Here is a 17,275-nt window from a genome sequence, read left to right as displayed (position 1 = left end):
AAAGACGAATGCCCGAGGGTATGACCAAATTTTCGGCACGAGCATTTTTCTAAAGGTCCCCTTTAAATAGAAAAAATCAAGTAGCGGTTTTTTTTAAAATAGTTTTTCCGATCCTGCACCTCTCGCACCTTCTCTCCGAACAGAAAGAACGGTAGAGATGAATCGCTCCCTGTTGTGCGAGAACCGAATCAAACACATTGTCTCCGCCGAAGAGATGTTCTTTAACAAGAAGCGTAATGTTATTATCGGCCATCGGCGCATGGTTTCGGTAAATTTCCAGCGACTTCTCCTGCATCTGCGCGGCTTCAAATAGTTTTCCCCGAAGATAAGTCAATGGCAAAATAACATTTACGATAATTTCCTGTGCACGGGAAGCACCGATCAGCATCCTCACGCTTGTGGTGGAGGGAGTTCCGAAGACATAGTGGCGCGACCAGAAACCTTCTGCGGGAACAATCAACACTTCCCTCCAATGCGACAGGATTTCATTTCCGTCCCTTCCCGCGGCGATTTGATCCAGATCCTTCGCTGAAAATTTACGTTTCTCATTAGTGAGGAAACAGCTTGCGCCAGCGATACGAAGGGTCGGAAAGTTCTGTGGTCGGAGCTTGAAGAACAGCCACTCTGATTTATCAACATATTCTCGCTTATATTTCCGCTTGATTCCCTGCCAAGTTTTGTCCAGCTCTTCACAGTAGCCTATAGACTCGTCATCGAATCCACTCTTGTCCATCGGAAGAAGATTCGCCGCTCCGAAGAGTATCGCCTCGACAGTCTTCTTGCTGCGGCCGGAATTTTCCAGGAGAAACGACAGCGAAACATTCCGGCAAAGCTTTCTAAACGCCGCAGTGTTCTTGCTGTATCCAAGACCTTCACACACACTTTCGTACAGAAGCTGGTCCCAGTAGCCGTCGTCCTGCAGCTCCGATTTCTCGTAAGTCTTATGCTCGATAAGCAGCTCGGAAAAATCTCGGAAATATTTTTGCTTCGCTTCGAAGACAACAGGCCTATTTTCATCGACAATATCTTTAAGGCGCTCTTCAAGTTTGTTCACCTTGTGCATGAACCGTTTCTCTCCGAGAGATTCCAGATAATCCATCTTATCCTTGAATGCCATCTTGTAGGTTTCATTAGCGCACCTAAGAGAGAAGATTTTTTCACCCGAATTTGTCGCTGCTAGAAAGTCCATCGAATCGCTCGACAAAAATTTCGACAGCTCGATGGTCTCAACCCTTCTTCCGGATTCGGTAAGACATAACCGGTCGTCGTCGGATCTCACGACGAGGTGCAGTATAACCCCGTTATAGTTCCTGTCGGAATTATGCGCGTGGCCGTACCAGTCGGAATTTTTCCTGTGGAGCTCGATATCCCCGCGCATCGTGATCCCGTCGACTTTGACGATCGAGTGATTGAAATCCGGTCCTGCGTCCGAATTCGGCTCGCCGATTTGAGAAATTTCGACTTTCCTGCCCGAGACTGTTCGCAGATCGGAATCAAACTTGTGGTTTCTGAACAGCTCCTTAAGCTGGAATTCTGAAATATTTTCCAGATGATCTCGCTCTGAGAATGCCATATCGCACCTCCCTTAGAACCAAAAGGCTGCATAGCAGCAGAACCTCGCGAAGTGGAGAGCCTCGCAAGGTCAGCTGCATCATTTTTTCAACAACGCGTTATAGAAAAAAGCTTTCTCTCTGACTTTGTCTGCGAACTTTTCATCATAACCGGAAAAAATTATGTCGCGGCCGACATTCACAATGACGGGTGCTCCATCCGTGCCTGCGACTTCGGCGACACTTTCTATCGAACCACCCTGCGCTCCGATACCCGGAATCAAAAGCGGGATCTGCGGATAACATTTTCTGATATGCGAGAGCTGCTCCACCTTCGTTGCGCCTACGACTGCGCCGATGTTCCCCTCCTTATTCCACTGGGAGATTTTCTCAAGGACGACTTCATAAAATTTTTTCCCGCCAAACTCCATAAGTTGAAAGTCCTCTGCTCCTCGGTTCGAAGTAAGAACCAGCACGAACGCATCTTTGTCACGATAATTCAGGAAGGCGTCTACCGAGTCATATCCCATATAAGGATTCACCGTCAACGCATCGACTTCAAAGAAATCGAAAAATGTCTGTGCGTAATGTTTCGCGCTGTTGCCTATGTCGCTTCGTTTGCAGTCGGCAATTACATACACGTCGTCGGGAATCCGCGCTATCGTCTCGCCGTAAGTGGACCATGCCTTCTCGCCCAAGACTTCGTAGAACGCGGTGTTCAGTTTATAGGCACAAACGACATCCTGTGTCGCTTCGATGATGCGGGAATTAAATTCAAGGACGGGATCCTCATATTCCGACAGAAACTCCGGAATTTTTTCCGGCAGCGGATCCAATCCGATGCAAAGATTGCTCTTGTGTTTCTCAATCGAAGCATCGAGTTTCTTAAAGCTCATTTCGATCTCTCAGAAATGAGATTGAGATTTGCTTGGGCCTGACGTTTGTAATCCGGGGCTCCTCATCATGCAGAAAATGTTTCTCTGTCGCCGCACAAGTCCCACTTCCAACGAATTAGTGCTCCTTCCTATGCGCATAAAAGTTCAGGAGGATTCCGACCATCATCCAATCGGATAAAATGGAAGAGCCTCCGTAACTTATGAATGGAAGCGGTATTCCTACGATCGGTGCAAGATTAATATTCATCCCGATATTCACGAAAGCATGGAATAACAACACAGAAGTTATCCCGACCGAGGCAAGACTGGCGAATCTTGTTTTGACTAATTCCGCGATTCTCAGTCCGCGGAAGAACAAAGCGCCGAACGCCAACAAAGTTACCGCAGATCCGAAAAATCCGAATTCCTCTCCTATGACCGTAAAGATAAAGTCTGTCCAGCGGGCCGGTACGTAACGAAGTTGAGTCTGTGCTCCATGGAGGTAGCCCTTCCCGAAGAGGCCGCCACTTCCAATCGCGACCCTTGCTTGCAGTGCATTATAACCGGCACCTTGAGGATCGAGATTAGGATGCAAGAAAATCTGGATTCGCTTCTGCTGGTGAGGCTGGAGAAGTTTCTTATAAAAATATTCCATAAACAAGCCGAACGCCACAGCCACAAAACTCAAAGTTACTGAAAATAATCTTCTTCCGCTCAAAAAGAAAAACAACAAGCCCAGGGAGATGACCGTAATGACGAGAACGGTTGTACCCGAAAATTCAGCGAATATGATCGCAAGCGGGGCAATCAAACCAACGATAATGATTGGCTGCAATCCCCACCAGTAAAGAATAGAGAAGAATATTGCGAGGTAGACTATCGTGGTTCCCAGGTCAGGCTGGAGCATCGTGAGGATCATCGGCAATCCGACAATGCCTATAGAAATTCCGATGACTTGCCACTGATTCCGCTCGCTTCCTTTTTCGGACAGGAATTTAGACAGCGTAAGTATGGTCGCGACCTTCGCAAGCTCCGACGGCTGACCTCCTCCGCCAAAAAGGCCGACCCAGCTTGAATGGCTGGAGACTTTTTTGCCCGCAACCAGCACGAACACAAGCAGCAGCATCGTCAGGACATAAAAAAAGTATGCACCATTTTGTAAAAATCTGTTGGACGAGAACAAGACCGCAAGTGCCACTATGAGGCCGCTGGCCTGCCAGATAATGTCGCGGATGAAGAAACTATGCGACGCTGAGTTGAAAGTGGCACTGTTTACAGACAAGACTCCTATGGTGCCCAACAAAACAGCCAATAAGAATGTTTTGTAATCGAACGAGTCTTTTAAAAATTTGAACATCAGTGTAACACGGCGGCTGCTACCACTCGGTTTTGCTGCGGTTGCGGCAGAGCACCGGTCTCATTCAGGTAATATTGTAGAAGTTGTTTTGCTATCGGGGCTGCGACAGACCCGCCCCAGCCTGCATTCTCCACCAGGACACAAAGTGCAATTTTGGGATTATCAAAAGGAGCAAATGCAATGAACCACGAGTGTGGTTTGCCGTGCGGGTTCTGCGCGGTTCCTGTTTTTCCAGCTACGATGACTCCGGGGATCTGCGCGACACTTCCCGTCCCGGCGGGGCCGTTCACTACTAATTCCATGCCTTGCCGAAGCTCGTCAAAAACCTCTTTACTGATCGGAATATTTCTTTCGCTGTACTGAGTGTAGAATGTTTTGCCTGTCCTTTGGTCGCAAATATACCGGACGATATGCGGCTGGAAATAGTCGCCGAAATTTGCAAGCGTCATGGTATAGGCAGCCAATTGCAGCGGAGTCACGCTCACTTCACCTTGACCGATCGCGAGGCTGATCAGATATCCGGATGTCCACCTATTTTTTCCAAATATTTGATCGTAATAATCTCTCGAAGGCAGGATACCAGCGCTTTCTTCGCGCAGATCTATTCCCGTCTTTGTTCCGAATCCAAACATCTCTCCGTACTTCGTCCAGGCATCGAAGCCGACCTTCAGCATTAAGTTGTAAAAATAGACGTCACATGATTTTTCGATGGCTTCATACACGTTGACCGTACCATGGACCGCATCGTCTCTAAATAATCTTGTCCCAAAATAAAACGAGCCGGGGCAATGCACAGTCCAACTATCTTTTATGGTTCCCTCCTGAAGCGCGGCGCTTGCCAGGACCATCTTGAACGTTGAGCCTGGAGGGAGAACTGACATCGTTGCCCGGTTAAAAAGCGCATGGTTGTCGCCGTTGTTCAACTCTTCCCACTGCTGTTTAGACGTGTAACCTGAAAAAACGGAGGGGTCAAAGTCAGGCGCGCTCACCATTGCCAGCACTTCACCATTGTTAGGATCGAGAGCGACGACAGCTCCCTTTTTTCCGACCATCAATGACTCGGCAAGAACCTGGAGTCCTTCATCGAGAGAAAGATGCAAGTCGGATCCATCCTGAGCCTGGACATCTATCTTCCCGTTGTCATAACTCCCCATGGTCTGCCCGCGTGCGTTGACCGCCAGATATCTTAAACCTTTCTGACCTCGGAGAATCGTTTCATAACTCGCTTCGAGTCCGGTGTATCCCACGATGTCGCCTGGTTTATAGTAATCCCCCAGGGTGGCAAGCTGCGGCTCGGAGATTTCTTTTGTAAATCCCAGTACATGCGCAGCTCGCGCTTTACCGATGTAGACTCTCTTCGGTTCAATGTCAAAATAAACGCCGACAAAATCTTTCAGATGTTCCTCGATCGACGACAAGGTGGCAAACGGAATGTCACGCTTCAACCTTACCGGAAAGTAAGGTGATATGTTTTCGCCTATCTGGATACGTCGAGAAATATCGATGCTGTCCATTTGCAGCAGAGCAGCGAGTGAAGGTATCTGAGTGTTCTTGAATTCATAAGGAATAACCGAAACCTCGTATGCGGGATCATTCTCGACTAACACACTTCCATTGCGGTCAAATATTTCCCCTCGCAACGGCTGCTGAACAAGAATCCTTGTCGTGATCTCTTCGGATTTTTTTCCATAGACCACTTCGTTCATGAGCTGCAGGTCGCCCAATTTTACGACGATGGCAAACAGTGCGGCAACCACCGCACACTTTATCATGAGCGATCTTATTCGAGAACCAAAGTCGGTATCAAACATATTTCCTGCCGTTGATGAAAACAATTATCATCGCAAAAACCGAAGTGTAAGCTGTTGTTCCTAGCGTGAATTTCAAGAAAATATAGAAATAATTCAATTCGCCTGCTGAAACTATGGGCAATGCGAAAAATTGCGAAACGAATAATGAGATCGCAGAAATCCAAATAAAATTAAAGGTTTTTGCCGCTAATTCGACATCGCTCTCTTTATAGAAAAATCCGGCAACGAAACTTGCGATGACAGCGATGAAGGAGGTAACCCCTAGAAAATGGGTGACAAGCAAGTCATGAAAAAATCCGGCAATGAATCCGTTACAAATTCCGAAGAGTTGTCCTTCCCGAAGTGCAACAAAAACCACAAAAAGGATCACGAGCTGCGGAGACACCATATCTATCGCGGCAAAGTTATCCAGAAATTTCTGCAGGACTATCGCGGCCATGCCAAGAGCAAAATATCCTAATAACTTTTTCGTCATCTTTTTTTCTTCAGTTCCTTTTCCTCAAGACCGCTCGCTTCACTGGAACGGCTGTAATGCATGATGAACGCGACAGAAAGTGAAGAGAAATCCACAGCGGGCTGGATTTTAATTTTCTTGAAAATATTTCCGGTCTCATCAGCAGCGCTGGAAACTGACCCGATAACGATCCCCGGAGGAACGAGACTGCTTAGAGAAGAAGTCTCCACTATGTCCCCTCTACTGATCGCATATCTTCTCGAAACATTTTTCATGCTCAGCTCCCCAAATTCACCGGATACGATGATCCCGTCTGCCGAAGCATTAAACAACTTTGCCGCGATTCTGCTGTCGTTGTCCAAAAGCGTCCGCACCATACAGAAATTTCCGCTGGTAGCAATGACAGTACCCACCAAACCTTCGCCGCTCACCACCGGATCGCCGATATAGACATTGTCTTTCTCTCCCGCATCGAGGGTTAGAAAATATTTTCCTTCTTCAGTAGAGCGCCCGATGACATTCGCAGGAATCAAGGGAGCGGTGATCTCACTTCGAAGCTTCAGCATTGACCTCAGTTGTCCATTTTCAAGCAACGCGCGCCTGATCTTTGCCGTCAGATCGACCAACTGAGCGTTCTCTCTTTCGAGCTCTTCATTCCTCGAGGACAGAGAGAAATAATTAACCACGGACTTGACGATGTCCTCCAAATAAGAAGTGGTAAGCAGCCCTATCGTCTGCAAGCCGCGTGTATGAATGTTATTGTTGGTTGAGATTAAAAAAAAAGAAAAGGAAAGGAGTAGGGCGAAAACTATATAATTCTTTGCTACTCTATAGAACTCAGAAAGCCATTTAAACATTCTCGTAAATATAATCTAAGAGTGAACAGTGAAAAACCAAAATCGACAAGCCAAAAATCCGGGGCGACATATTGTTATTCACTTCTTGTTTTTCACCTCTAATATCGCCTGCTCTTAATCAGCACCTTGCTGTACTCTGCAATTTTGTCGAGCACTTTTCCGACGCCACGGACGACCGCGGTCAGAGGATCTTCGGCGACATGGACGGGAAGATTGGTTTCCATTCTTATCCGCTCGTCCAGACCCTTCAACAAAGCTCCGCCGCCGGACAGCATTATTCCGCGGTCAAGAATATCTGCCGAAAGCTCGGGGGGAGTTCGTTCGAGAGAGATCTTGATTGCATCTACTATCGCGCCCACAGGTTCATTCAGTGCTTCTCGTATCTCGGCTGAACTTACCTCGGTTGTTTTCGGGATACCGGCCACTAAGTCTCTCCCTTTGACCTGGATGGTTATTTCTTCTTTGAGCGGCATCGCTGAACCGACTTCGCATTTTATCGCCTCGGCAGTTCTTTCGCCGATCAGGATATTATGGTTCTTTTTGAAAAATTGTATGATAGAATTATTCATCTCATCGCCCGCAATCCGGATCGACTCCTCGTTCACTATACCTGAAAGAGCGATGACGGCAATCTCGGTCGTACCACCGCCTATGTCTATAACCATGTTGCCGACGGGCGCATCGACATCAAGACCTATCCCGATAGCCGCCGCCATCGGCTCCGCGATCAAGTGCACTTCCTTTGCGCCGGCATGTTCAGATGCGTCACGCACCGCGCGCTTCTCGACTTCCGTAATTCCACTCGGCACGCTTATTACGATTCTCCGACTCGGTAGCATCCCGGCGTGGACTTTTTTTATGAACGCACGAAGCATCCCTTCTGCGATTTCAAAATCTGCGATCACTCCGTCCCGCATCGGACGGATGACCTGGATATCCCTGTGAGTCCTACCGAGCATCTCTCGCGCTTCATGTCCGATCGCGACAATGCGCTTCGTGTTCTTGTCGAACGCTACAATTGAGGGTTCACGAAGGACTATACCCTTCCCGCGCAATGAGATCAACGTGTTCGCGGTTCCAAGATCTATTGCTAAATCATTTGACAAAAGTCCGAAGAATCCCATCATTTACTCTTCTTCTTTTTAGTGTTTGAAATGTCTAATGCCTGTGAAAACCATAGAAATATTCAGTCGGTTCGCTGCTTCGATTGATTCCGAATCCCTAACAGACCCGCCGGGTTGGATTATCGCCGTCGCACCTGCTTTTGAAACCTCTTCGACATTGTCTGAAAACGGGAAGTATGCGTCTGAAGCGACGCAGCTTCCCTTCAAGTCCAATCCGGCCTCGTCGGCTTTCATGCGTGCGATTTTCACGGAATCGACACGGGACATTTGCCCGGCCCCGGTGCCGAGCGTCATCCCGTCTTTAACAAATACTATCGCATTTGACTTCACATGCTTGCAGACTTTATAAGCGAATTTCAGATCGGTCAGTTCATGTTCCGTCGGTGCGCGGCTGGTCACCACTTTCAAATCGTTTTCATTCAAAACAACATCGTCCGCAGTTTGTCCGAGAAAACCGCCGCAGGACGAACGGATCTGGATATCATTCGGCAATCTCTTTCGGTTTTGAATGAGCCGTCTGTCTTTTTTCTTTTTCAATAAATCGAGTGCATCACTGGAAAATTCCGGCGCGATCAAAACTTCAAGGAAAATTTGGTTCAACAACTCCGCTAATTCCACGCCAACTCTGCCGTTCACCGCAACGATGCCGCCGAATGCGCTCTTCGGGTCAGTCTGCAGCGCCTTGGTGTATGCTTCATGAATATCGTTTCCCATTGCCACGCCGCACGGATTGGTATGCTTGATAATCACCGCCGCAGGTTGATCAAACTCTTGAATGAGTCTCTGTGCGGCGTCGACGTCGACCAGGTTATTGTATGATAATTCTTTCCCGTGGAGTTTTTGAAAATATTCCTCGAGATTTCCGTAGAAGCCTGCTGTCTGATGCGGGTTTTCCCCGTAACGCATTTCCATGGTCTTAGCCTCGGCGACGAAAATAGATTTCCCGGGCGGAGAATCACCAAGAAATTTTCCTCCGAAAAAATCAGCGATTGCGACATCGTACCCGGCCACTTTCTCAAACGCCTTGGCCGCGAGTTCCCTCATCAATTCGAAACCGACTTCTCCCTTGCTGTCGATCGCGGAAGCCACCTCACCGTATTGAGACGGATCCACGACGACCGCAACGCTTTCATAATTTTTCGCCGCCGCACGTATCAAAGATGGTCCGCCGATGTCGATATTCTCGACGACTGTTTCAAGATTGGCACCCGACGCGACAGTCTCTTCGAAGCGGTAGAGATTGACGACGACCAAATCAAATAATGAGAGGCTTAGTTTCTTGATCTCATCGATGTGTTCGGGCACATTTTTTCTCGCCAATATTCCGGCGAATATTGCCGGGTGAAGCGTCTTGACCCTGCCATCGAGAATCTCGGGAAACTTGGTGATTTCGGTTATGCTCTTAGCCGGGACTCCGGCTTCTTGCAGAACCCTCAATGTTCCGCCCGTACTGAAAATTTCAGCCCCGCTCTTGGTCAAAGTTGAAGCAAAATCGATAAGCCCCGTTTTATCCGTAACGCTGATCAATGCTCGTCTTATTTTCACAAAAGAAAAACTCTTCTCCCTTCTATTTTTATTCTGTCATCCTCGAAGAGTTTTATTGCCTCCGGCAGAATCTGATATTCTATCTGATGAATCTTTGCGGCAAGACTCTCGGCCGTATCCGTGAACTCAATCGGCACACACTTCTGCAGAACGACGGGACCATGATCGTAATCGCTGTCCACTATGTGAACCGTGACGCCGCTTACCCTGCAACCATAATCGATGACCGCCTGGTGAACTCTCATGCCGTACATCCCTTTTCCGCCAAACGACGGAAGAAGTGCAGGATGGATATTGAGAATTTTATTCTTAAAACCTTCGATGACAACATCCGGAATTTTTTTTAAGAAACCTGCGAGCACAACAAAATCGATTTTACATTCACGCAAAATGTTTATCAATGCATTCCCAAATTCAACTTCAGCAATGAAACTCTTTGGGTCAATCACCTCGGCGTGAATATCGGCATGCTTCGACCTTTCAATAGCTTCACATTGATGATCGGAAATTACCAGCACCACTTCCGACTTGAGAAATCCATCTTCGTGCTTTTTAATGATATTAAGAAGGTTTGTGCCTCTGCCAGACACAAGTACCGCAAGTTTCATTCGTAAAAAAATTACCAAAGGAACGGACAAATAGCAATCAATTTCTTGAAAAAGGTCTCTTTTCTTTGGAATTCTGTGCCAACAAGTTTAAATTTTCCTGTGGAAAAATTCCAAAGTGAAGCTGCCTGCAGTCGAAATTGACATCCAAATTCCTGATAACTGTCTTTGCCAAACATTTCCGTCGGGAATCCCCATGGCAATGTTCGGGCAAGATATTGGCCGGCACGGGAATTTCGAAATTTTGACTCTGTCGGTAGTTTGATCCGTAAATTCTAGTTTCATTCTAATGGAAAAGAAAACGCACGTCATAATTGCTTCCGTAGTACTTTCAGTCCTAGTTTGGTTGTCGGTTTCAATGAACAGCCAATATTCGGTAGCGATCCGAGTTCCATTCAGGCTCAGCGGACTTCCTCAGAACATATCCCCGGCAAGCCCCGTGCCCCACAGTATCCTGGTCAGAGTCCGCGGCACCGGATGGCAGCTTGCTTCGTCCTATCTTTCAACTGCCTCGAACATAGACTTCGACGCCTCAAGTTTAGAAAGGAAAAGGATACTTTTGACGGGTAAGGAGCTTGCCTACTCACTAGACATAGGCTCGTCGGCAGAGGTCTTGAGCTTCACTCCCGACTCCATTGTGATAATTCTCGATACGGTGATCGCCAAAAAAATTCCATTGTTGTCCAGAGCGTATGTCATCCCGCATGATGGATTCATGATCGGAGGAAAGCCTGAGGTGGATCCAGATTCCGTCACAATCTCCGGTGCTAAGAAATTGCTCGAAGGAATCAACTCATGGTTCACCGAGCCGAAGAGATTCAGGAACGCTATCAATCCAATCGATACGAAAATTGCTTTGGATGATTCGCTTGGCGGCCTGATAAAATTCGATGCCGCACAGGCGGAAGTGAAGATCGATGTCGAACAAATTGCAGAGAACACATATAAGAATATTCCGATAAAAATTTTGAACAACGCAGACTCTGTCGGGATATTGCTTCTTCCGCCAACTGTCGACATCACTATCCGGGGAGGAATCAACGCGATGTCCGCCATAACCGCAGATTCCTTGACAGCGACTTTGGACTACAATAGTCTCATACATTCTCGATTTCCGCACATAGATCCGGACATCAAAGCTCCTTCAGCATTCCAGGTAATATCCGTTCATCCTGACAGCGTAGAATTCGTAATAAGAAAATAGTCCACCCATAGCTACTAGTTATCGTAAGTAATCGATCATCAAGAAACTTTGAAGAGGAAAAATGCCAGACGACAAAAAAATTCTGAAACTCGGTTTACCGAAAGGGAGCCTTCAGGAATCGACGTTCACCCTTTTTCAAAAAGCAGGCTACGGCATTTCGGTATCATCCAGAAGCTATGTACCGAACATCGAAGACGAGGAGATTAAGCCTATGCTGGTGCGCGCGCAGGAGATGGCTCGATACGTCGAACTCGGTACCTTCGATGCGGGTATAACCGGGAAAGACTGGATTTTAGAAACCGGCAGCGACGTCGTCGAAGTCGCCGAACTCGTGTATGCAAAGCAAAGTATGCGTCCGGTGAAATGGGTCCTCGCGGTTCAAGAAGATTCTTCTTTCAAATCCCCGCTGGACCTTCGGGGAAAAAGGATTTCGACGGAAGTTGTAAACATAGCAAAGCAATATCTTAAGAAGCATAATGTAGAAGCCTCGGTAGAGTTTTCGTGGGGAGCAACCGAAGCCAAAGTGCCTGAACTTGCCGATGCGATAGTTGAAGTGACGGAGACGGGAAGCTCGTTGAGAGCGAACCATTTAAGGATTATCGACACGGTTCTCGAATCATCCACGCGGTTGATTGCGAACAAAGAAGCCTATCGCGACCCGTGGAAAAAAGAAAAGATCGACACGATCGCGCTTCTTCTGAAGGCAGCGATCGCCGCGGAAGGGAAGGTCGGGTTGAAAATGAATATCAGAAAATTAGACCTTCAAAAGGTAATCGGAATCATCCCCGCGCTGCGGAGACCGACGGTCTCTCCGCTTGCCGACGACGATTGGGTTGCGATAGAAACAATAATTGAAGAGCGAATTGTTCGGCTCCTCGTTCCGGAATTGAAAAGAAACGGAGCCGAGGGAATCATCGAATATCCGCTCAACAAGATCGTACCATGATGCAGAGTCATGTATAGGGATAGAGTGACTGATTGGAGCATTTGTCAAGATTTCTTTTGACCTTGACAAAGTTGGATCTTCGGGTGAAATTAATTCATGAAAATTAGGTTCGGCAGCCATGAATTAGAAAAACCGATCGCTCTCGCGCCCATGGAAGACGTGACTGACCTCGGTTTTCGTCTTATTTGCAAGGAATTCGGCGCAGACATCGTCTATAGTGAGTTCATAAGTTCCGATGGATTGATCCGGTCCGCAAGGAAAAGTCTGGCGAAACTTGCGAACGACGAAAAAGAGCGGCCAGTCGGCATTCAAATATTCGGCGGGGACCCGAACGTAATGGCAGAGGCTGCGAGAATTGCCGAGAGTGCCGGGCCCGATTTCATCGACATCAACGCCGGCTGCTGGGTTCCGAAGGTGGCTCAACGCGGCGCAGGCGCAGGACTCCTGAAGGACATGAAACAAATGCGTGCAATCATTCATGCGGTCAGGACGGCCGTGTCGATCCCTGTCACTTTAAAGACCCGGCTCGGCTGGGATTCAAATTCGATTACAATATTTGAGGTGGCCAATATCTGTGCCGGGGAAGGACTGTCCGCGTTGACGATCCACGCGCGGACGAGAGACCAGCACCATGATGGAGAGGCAAATTGGGATTGGATCAGGCAAGTTAAAGAAACTGCCGAGTTGCCGATCATCGGAAACGGCGATATCAGAGTACCCCAGGACGCGATTGATATGTTTGACTATACGAATTGCGACGGCGTCATGGTCGCGCGGGGCGCCGTCACCAATCCTTGGATCTTCAGAGACATCAAGCATTTAAGAGATCATGGCACACTCCCTGCTGAGCCGAGCTTTGAAGAGCGGGCCGCAATTTGTCTCCGGCATCTCGAAATGGAGATTGAATTGAAGGGTGCGCGGCGGGGGATCTTGGAATTCAGGAAATACTACCACGGATATTTCCACGGAATCAGGAATGGATCGGCGCTAAGATCTAAACTCGTACGAGTGGAAACACTTCCCGAGATAGAGAAAACTATTCGAGAATTCTCCGAGAACTACTCCGTTAACGAGAATCCCGTGGCTTTCTAATAATTTTCTAATAGCATCAGGTCGCTATACGAAGCATTAATTTCCTGAGTGACAAATGGCTGCGCCAATTTTTTCAGCCTATCCAGCAACTTCACGTCACCTGCATCGTCGCCTTCCGAAACGACCTCAAACTCGAGGAATTGTCCTAAACTCTCGACCCGGTCGAGGTGAATACGGCCATTTTTCAGTTTCAACAACCGCCGTTTTTTCTGTACGACCACTTTTACGCCGAGCGCCTTGACAAGGAAGTCCTTTAACGATGAGTCATCGATGCACAGAATATCGTAGTTGCTTTGCATGCTGGCAGAAGAGTTTTCATCTCTCTCGTAAAAAATCAGCTCGGATCTGTGGCCAAGTATTTCCCGGTATTTCAGTCTCCCTTTTGGGACGCAAAAGTAGACATCCATCTGGTTCAAATCCTCGATGAAGACTGCACCGTTCTCTTTGAAAAGCCCCTCAAGCGCGGGTAAATCCCCGACCTTCGCTTTGAATTCTAGATTTCTCGCCACAAGCAGTTTTCCCTCAGCAACATGGCCAGCGCCTGTAAAACGAAAATCTGTCAATTAGTGTTCGCAAACCTGAAGCCTGCGACTACTTTCCTATTTGAAGAATCTTGTACTGTTTCATCCCCGCTGGAACTTTCACGCTGACCATCTCACCGACGGTCTTGCCAAGAAGACTTTTCCCGATCGGTGAGTCCGTCGAAATCTTCCCCTTTAGAAGGTCGGCTTCCTCTGTTGAGACGAGCTGGTACTCGATGGTTTTGTTTGACAGCATGTCGAGGAGCTGAACTTTGCTGAAAATATAAACCTTATCCGTTCTTACCTCAGTTGGATCCATCACTCGCGCCCTAGTGAGAGTCTGTTCAAGCTGGGAGATGCGAAGTTCGAGCATCGCCATCTCCTCCTTTGCGGCATCATACTCGGAATTTTCGGAAAGGTCGCCATGGCCCCTCGCCTCGGCAATCTTGCGCGCCGCCTCCTGACGTCCCTTCGTCTTCATCTCCTTGAGCTGCGATTCGAGCTCCACCAATTTTTCCTTTGTCAAATAAATCGAGTTATTTGACATCTGCACCTCCAGAAATCGTTTCACTAAAATACGAAAGCCATTTGCCCAGGGATGCTGAGCAAAATGGCTTGACTTTAATATAACAAATTTTCTCTAAAGATTCTCATCCTCAGAATCGAGGATGAAATGACCTAATTTATCACGTTTGGTTTCGAGATATCTCTGATTTATCTCATTGGGTTCTACTTCAATCGGCACTCTCTCCACAACCTCGAGCCCATATCCTTCAAGCCCGACTATCTTCTTGGGATTATTCGTCATCAGGCGCATCTTCTTGACACCCAGGTCAACCAATATCTGCGCCCCGATTCCGTAATCGCGCAAGTCTGCTTTAAATCCCAGTTTTTCATTCGCCTCTACAGTATCATGCCCGTCGTCTTGAAGTTTATATGCTTTGATCTTGTTGACCAGCCCGATTCCGCGGCCTTCCTGGCGCATATAGAGAACTACACCTGTACCCTCTTGCTCAACCATCATCATGGCGCGATGAAGCTGTTCACCGCAATCGCATCTCCGGGACGCAAACACATCTCCCGTGAGGCACTCGGAATGTACGCGAACTAGAACCGGCACATCGGCAGTTATTTCCCCTTTGACCAGTGCAAGGTGTTCCTTTTTGTCGATGGTGCTCTGATAAAGATGCAAATTGAAATTTCCGTACTTCGTCGGCAACTTCGTTGACACGATCTGTTTCACCATTTTTTCGCGCTGCATCCTGTAATGGATCAAGTCGCGAATCGTTACAATATGAAGTCCGAATTCCCGCGCAATCTTTATGAGCTGCGGAACACGCGCCATCGTACCGTCGTCGTTCATTATCTCGCACAAAACTGCGGCAGGATAAAGTGAAGCTAATCCTGCCAAATCAATCCCCGCCTCGGTATGTCCGGCCCTTCTCAGGACGCCTTCTTTCATCGCACGAAGCGGGAAGATATGACCGGGTCTTCCCAGATCCGAAGGCTTGGTATCGCGACTGACGAGCGCTCTAATCGTAGCTGCGCGATCAGAGGCCGAGACTCCGGTGGTCGTTCCCTTCAGCACATCGACGCTTACGGTGAAAGCGGTCTGGTGCAGCGAAGTGTTTTCCCCGACCATCATATCCAGCTGAAGTTCGTCGGCTCGTTCCGGCAGCAACGCCACGCAAATTATTCCGCGCGCATGCTTTGCAAAAAAATTTATTATCTCGGGCGAAATCTTCTCGGCCGCGACAACAAAGTCGCCCTCGTTTTCGCGCTCCTCATCATCGACAACGATTATGATTTTGCCCTGTCGAATGTCTTCGACGGCAGCTTCGATGTCATCAAACTTAAACTGTTCCCGCATCGGGATCTCCGATCACTCCGGCACTACAGCCGACACGGCGGATTTTTCGACTTTGACTTTTATGTTATCGGCAATTTCAAGCAGCACGGTCTTGTCTTCCATGGCGATGATCTTACCATGGATACCGCCGCTCGTGACCACCTTGTCACCTTTCTTCATCGCCTCCAACATCTTCTGTCGCTCCTTCTGCCTCTTACTCTGCGGACGAATTATCATGAAATAAAAAATCACGATGATGAGACCAAACATCAACAGCGTACTGATCATACTCCCGCCGCCATCTCCGCCCTGAGGCGCCATGAGTGCAAGAAATAAATTGATCAAATTTCCTCCTTTTTTTTGCTTTCCATTTTTGAGAGTACCTCTGATTTAAATTCGAGAAACCGACTCTCGGCAATCGCGAGCCTCGTTTTCTCCATCAAGTTAATAAAAAACCGCAAATTATGTAAGGAAACCAGCTGTAGTCCCAGTATCTCATCGACATTGAAGAGGTGGCGAACGTACGCCCTCGAGAAATTCTTGCAGGCATAACAGTCGCACTCCTTACATAAAGGAGACTCATCAAATCTATAAACTGCGTTTTTTATGTTAATCGTTCCCTCTATGGTAAATGCCTGTGCGTTTCGTCCGTTTCGAGTCGGCATAACACAGTCGAACATATCCACTCCTCTTTCGACCGCTTCTAGAAGATTTCCCGGAGTTCCTATGCCCATAAGATATCGAGGCTTGTTCGCCGGAAGAATATCCGTTACGAAATTCGTAACATGGTACATTTCTTCCATCGGTTCTCCCACAGCCAGACCGCCGATAGCGTAACCGTCAAAGTCCGCAGCGACAAGATCGTTCGCATTTTTTTCACGGAGGTCGAGATGGACACCGCCCTGAACAATTGCAAACAGATATTGGCGGTAGTTGTAAAGAGAGCCGGATGCTGAAAAAACCTCCTTGCACCTCATAGCCCAATCACGGGTCAGCTCAATGCTCCTGGCGATGTATTCTTTCTCAGACGGATATGGCGCACATTCATCTAAAACCATGATAATGTCCGCTCCGATCTGCCGTTCCACTTCGACAATTTTCTCGGGAGTGAAAAAATAATATGCTCCGTCTATGTGAGAACGGAATTCGACACCGTCCGGAGAAAGTTTACTGAGCTCTGAAAGGCTAAGTATCTGAAAACCACCGCTGTCGGTTAGAATCGGTCTGGGCCACGACATGAAGGAATGAAGTCCGCCGAATTTCTGCAAAACTTCCACACCGGGCCTCTGGAACAGATGGTACGTATTTCCTAGAATTATCTGCGCATTTATTTCGAGGAGCTCCCGTTGTTCAACCGCTTTGACGCTTCCGCGTGTTCCAACCGGCATGAAGACCGGCGTTTTGATAGTACCGTGATCAGTCTGTATTACACCGGCCCGCGCCTTGCTTCGCGTGTCCGTCTGGAGCAGTTTAAATTCAAGCATC

General features: G+C 47.9%; 17 protein-coding genes. 3 read left to right on the top strand and 14 right to left on the bottom strand.

Annotated features, from left to right (window positions below; all coding sequences use genetic code 11):
• Positions 1-76: 76 nt before the first annotated feature.
• From VLX91_07825 to purN, 9 genes are all read right to left on the bottom strand, one after another.
• Positions 77-1,573 carry a DUF2851 family protein gene (locus VLX91_07825; GenBank protein HUI30110.1) on the bottom strand — a complete coding sequence of 499 codons (1,497 nt, stop codon included), beginning with the start codon at positions 1,571-1,573 and terminating at the stop codon, positions 77-79.
• A 78-nt stretch (positions 1,574-1,651) separates the two neighbouring features.
• The gene (gene pyrF / locus VLX91_07820) at positions 1,652-2,446 is read right to left on the bottom strand and encodes an orotidine-5'-phosphate decarboxylase (GenBank protein ID HUI30109.1); all 795 of its coding nucleotides are present in this window, start codon (positions 2,444-2,446) and stop codon (positions 1,652-1,654) included.
• 115 nt (positions 2,447-2,561) lie between these two features.
• Positions 2,562-3,782, bottom strand: coding sequence for a rod shape-determining protein RodA (gene rodA / locus VLX91_07815; GenBank protein HUI30108.1), 1,221 nt, complete (start codon positions 3,780-3,782; stop codon positions 2,562-2,564).
• The gene (mrdA, locus tag VLX91_07810; protein ID HUI30107.1) at positions 3,782-5,554 is read right to left on the bottom strand and encodes a penicillin-binding protein 2; all 1,773 of its coding nucleotides are present in this window, start codon (positions 5,552-5,554) and stop codon (positions 3,782-3,784) included. The genes rodA and mrdA overlap by 1 nt, the downstream gene beginning before the upstream one ends.
• A 31-nt stretch (positions 5,555-5,585) precedes the next feature.
• Complete coding sequence (gene mreD, locus VLX91_07805) at positions 5,586-6,068, bottom strand: rod shape-determining protein MreD (GenBank protein HUI30106.1); 483 nt, start codon at positions 6,066-6,068, stop codon at positions 5,586-5,588.
• Complete coding sequence (gene mreC / locus VLX91_07800) at positions 6,065-6,904, bottom strand: rod shape-determining protein MreC (GenBank protein HUI30105.1); 840 nt, start codon at positions 6,902-6,904, stop codon at positions 6,065-6,067. Before mreC ends, mreD begins: the two co-directional genes overlap by 4 nt.
• A gap of 98 nt (positions 6,905-7,002) precedes the next feature.
• Positions 7,003-8,028 (bottom strand): rod shape-determining protein, encoded by a 1,026-nt coding sequence (locus VLX91_07795; protein ID HUI30104.1) that lies wholly within the window; start codon positions 8,026-8,028, stop codon positions 7,003-7,005.
• Positions 8,029-8,046: 18 nt separating this feature from the next.
• Positions 8,047-9,573 (bottom strand): bifunctional phosphoribosylaminoimidazolecarboxamide formyltransferase/IMP cyclohydrolase, encoded by a 1,527-nt coding sequence (gene purH, locus VLX91_07790; GenBank protein HUI30103.1) that lies wholly within the window; start codon positions 9,571-9,573, stop codon positions 8,047-8,049.
• Positions 9,570-10,181: a phosphoribosylglycinamide formyltransferase gene (purN, locus tag VLX91_07785; protein ID HUI30102.1), complete on the bottom strand. Its 612-nt coding sequence runs from the start codon at positions 10,179-10,181 to the stop codon at positions 9,570-9,572. The genes purH and purN overlap by 4 nt, the downstream gene beginning before the upstream one ends.
• 286 nt (positions 10,182-10,467) lie before the next feature.
• On the opposite strand from purN, the gene VLX91_07780 reads away from it, so the two are divergent.
• The 3 genes from VLX91_07780 (at position 10,468) to dusB (ending at position 13,420) form a co-directional block, all read left to right on the top strand.
• Entirely contained in the window at positions 10,468-11,382 is a 915-nt protein-coding gene (locus VLX91_07780) for a hypothetical protein (GenBank protein ID HUI30101.1), read from the top strand.
• Positions 11,383-11,443: 61 nt separating this feature from the next.
• Positions 11,444-12,328, top strand: a complete 885-nt coding sequence (hisG, locus tag VLX91_07775; protein HUI30100.1) for an ATP phosphoribosyltransferase — start codon at positions 11,444-11,446, stop codon at positions 12,326-12,328.
• A gap of 96 nt (positions 12,329-12,424) precedes the next feature.
• Complete coding sequence (gene dusB, locus VLX91_07770) at positions 12,425-13,420, top strand: tRNA dihydrouridine synthase DusB (GenBank protein ID HUI30099.1); 996 nt, start codon at positions 12,425-12,427, stop codon at positions 13,418-13,420.
• On the opposite strand, the gene VLX91_07765 is transcribed toward dusB, so the two are convergent.
• From VLX91_07765 to tgt, 5 genes are all read right to left on the bottom strand, one after another.
• Positions 13,417-13,929 (bottom strand): class IV adenylate cyclase, encoded by a 513-nt coding sequence (locus tag VLX91_07765; protein HUI30098.1) that lies wholly within the window; start codon positions 13,927-13,929, stop codon positions 13,417-13,419. The genes dusB and VLX91_07765 overlap by 4 nt on opposite strands.
• An 82-nt stretch (positions 13,930-14,011) precedes the next feature.
• Positions 14,012-14,488 carry a transcription elongation factor GreA gene (gene greA, locus VLX91_07760; GenBank protein ID HUI30097.1) on the bottom strand — a complete coding sequence of 159 codons (477 nt, stop codon included), beginning with the start codon at positions 14,486-14,488 and terminating at the stop codon, positions 14,012-14,014.
• Between the two features lie 93 nt (positions 14,489-14,581).
• Positions 14,582-15,811 carry a bifunctional 3,4-dihydroxy-2-butanone-4-phosphate synthase/GTP cyclohydrolase II gene (locus VLX91_07755; protein HUI30096.1) on the bottom strand — a complete coding sequence of 410 codons (1,230 nt, stop codon included), beginning with the start codon at positions 15,809-15,811 and terminating at the stop codon, positions 14,582-14,584.
• Positions 15,812-15,823: 12 nt separating this feature from the next.
• Complete coding sequence (gene yajC, locus VLX91_07750) at positions 15,824-16,135, bottom strand: preprotein translocase subunit YajC (protein HUI30095.1); 312 nt, start codon at positions 16,133-16,135, stop codon at positions 15,824-15,826.
• Entirely contained in the window at positions 16,132-17,274 is a 1,143-nt protein-coding gene (tgt, locus tag VLX91_07745; protein ID HUI30094.1) for a tRNA guanosine(34) transglycosylase Tgt, read from the bottom strand. Before tgt ends, yajC begins: the two co-directional genes overlap by 4 nt.
• Between the last annotated feature and the right edge of the window lies 1 nt (position 17,275).

The organism is Candidatus Acidiferrales bacterium, from assembly GCA_035515795.1.
Classification (GTDB): domain Bacteria; phylum Bacteroidota; class Ignavibacteria; order Kryptoniales; family JAKASW01; genus JAKASW01.
The sequence above is the reverse complement of the archived record's forward strand: the minus strand, read 5'-3'. Positions and strand labels throughout refer to the sequence as shown.

Coding starts and splice junctions, on each gene's coding strand:
- VLX91_07795 (HUI30104.1), bottom strand. CDS start 8,028: ATGGGATTCTTCGGACTTTTGTCAAATGATTTAGCAATAGATCTTGGA.
- VLX91_07755 (HUI30096.1), bottom strand. CDS start 15,811: ATGCGGGAACAGTTTAAGTTTGATGACATCGAAGCTGCCGTCGAAGAC.
- greA (HUI30097.1), bottom strand. CDS start 14,488: ATGTCAAATAACTCGATTTATTTGACAAAGGAAAAATTGGTGGAGCTC.
- mrdA (HUI30107.1), bottom strand. CDS start 5,554: ATGATAAAGTGTGCGGTGGTTGCCGCACTGTTTGCCATCGTCGTAAAA.
- pyrF (HUI30109.1), bottom strand. CDS start 2,446: ATGAGCTTTAAGAAACTCGATGCTTCGATTGAGAAACACAAGAGCAAT.
- rodA (HUI30108.1), bottom strand. CDS start 3,782: ATGTTCAAATTTTTAAAAGACTCGTTCGATTACAAAACATTCTTATTG.
- hisG (HUI30100.1), top strand. CDS start 11,444: ATGCCAGACGACAAAAAAATTCTGAAACTCGGTTTACCGAAAGGGAGC.
- dusB (HUI30099.1), top strand. CDS start 12,425: ATGAAAATTAGGTTCGGCAGCCATGAATTAGAAAAACCGATCGCTCTC.
- VLX91_07825 (HUI30110.1), bottom strand. CDS start 1,573: ATGGCATTCTCAGAGCGAGATCATCTGGAAAATATTTCAGAATTCCAG.
- mreD (HUI30106.1), bottom strand. CDS start 6,068: ATGACGAAAAAGTTATTAGGATATTTTGCTCTTGGCATGGCCGCGATA.
- purN (HUI30102.1), bottom strand. CDS start 10,181: ATGAAACTTGCGGTACTTGTGTCTGGCAGAGGCACAAACCTTCTTAAT.
- mreC (HUI30105.1), bottom strand. CDS start 6,904: ATGTTTAAATGGCTTTCTGAGTTCTATAGAGTAGCAAAGAATTATATA.
- VLX91_07780 (HUI30101.1), top strand. CDS start 10,468: ATGGAAAAGAAAACGCACGTCATAATTGCTTCCGTAGTACTTTCAGTC.
- tgt (HUI30094.1), bottom strand. CDS start 17,274: ATGCTTGAATTTAAACTGCTCCAGACGGACACGCGAAGCAAGGCGCGG.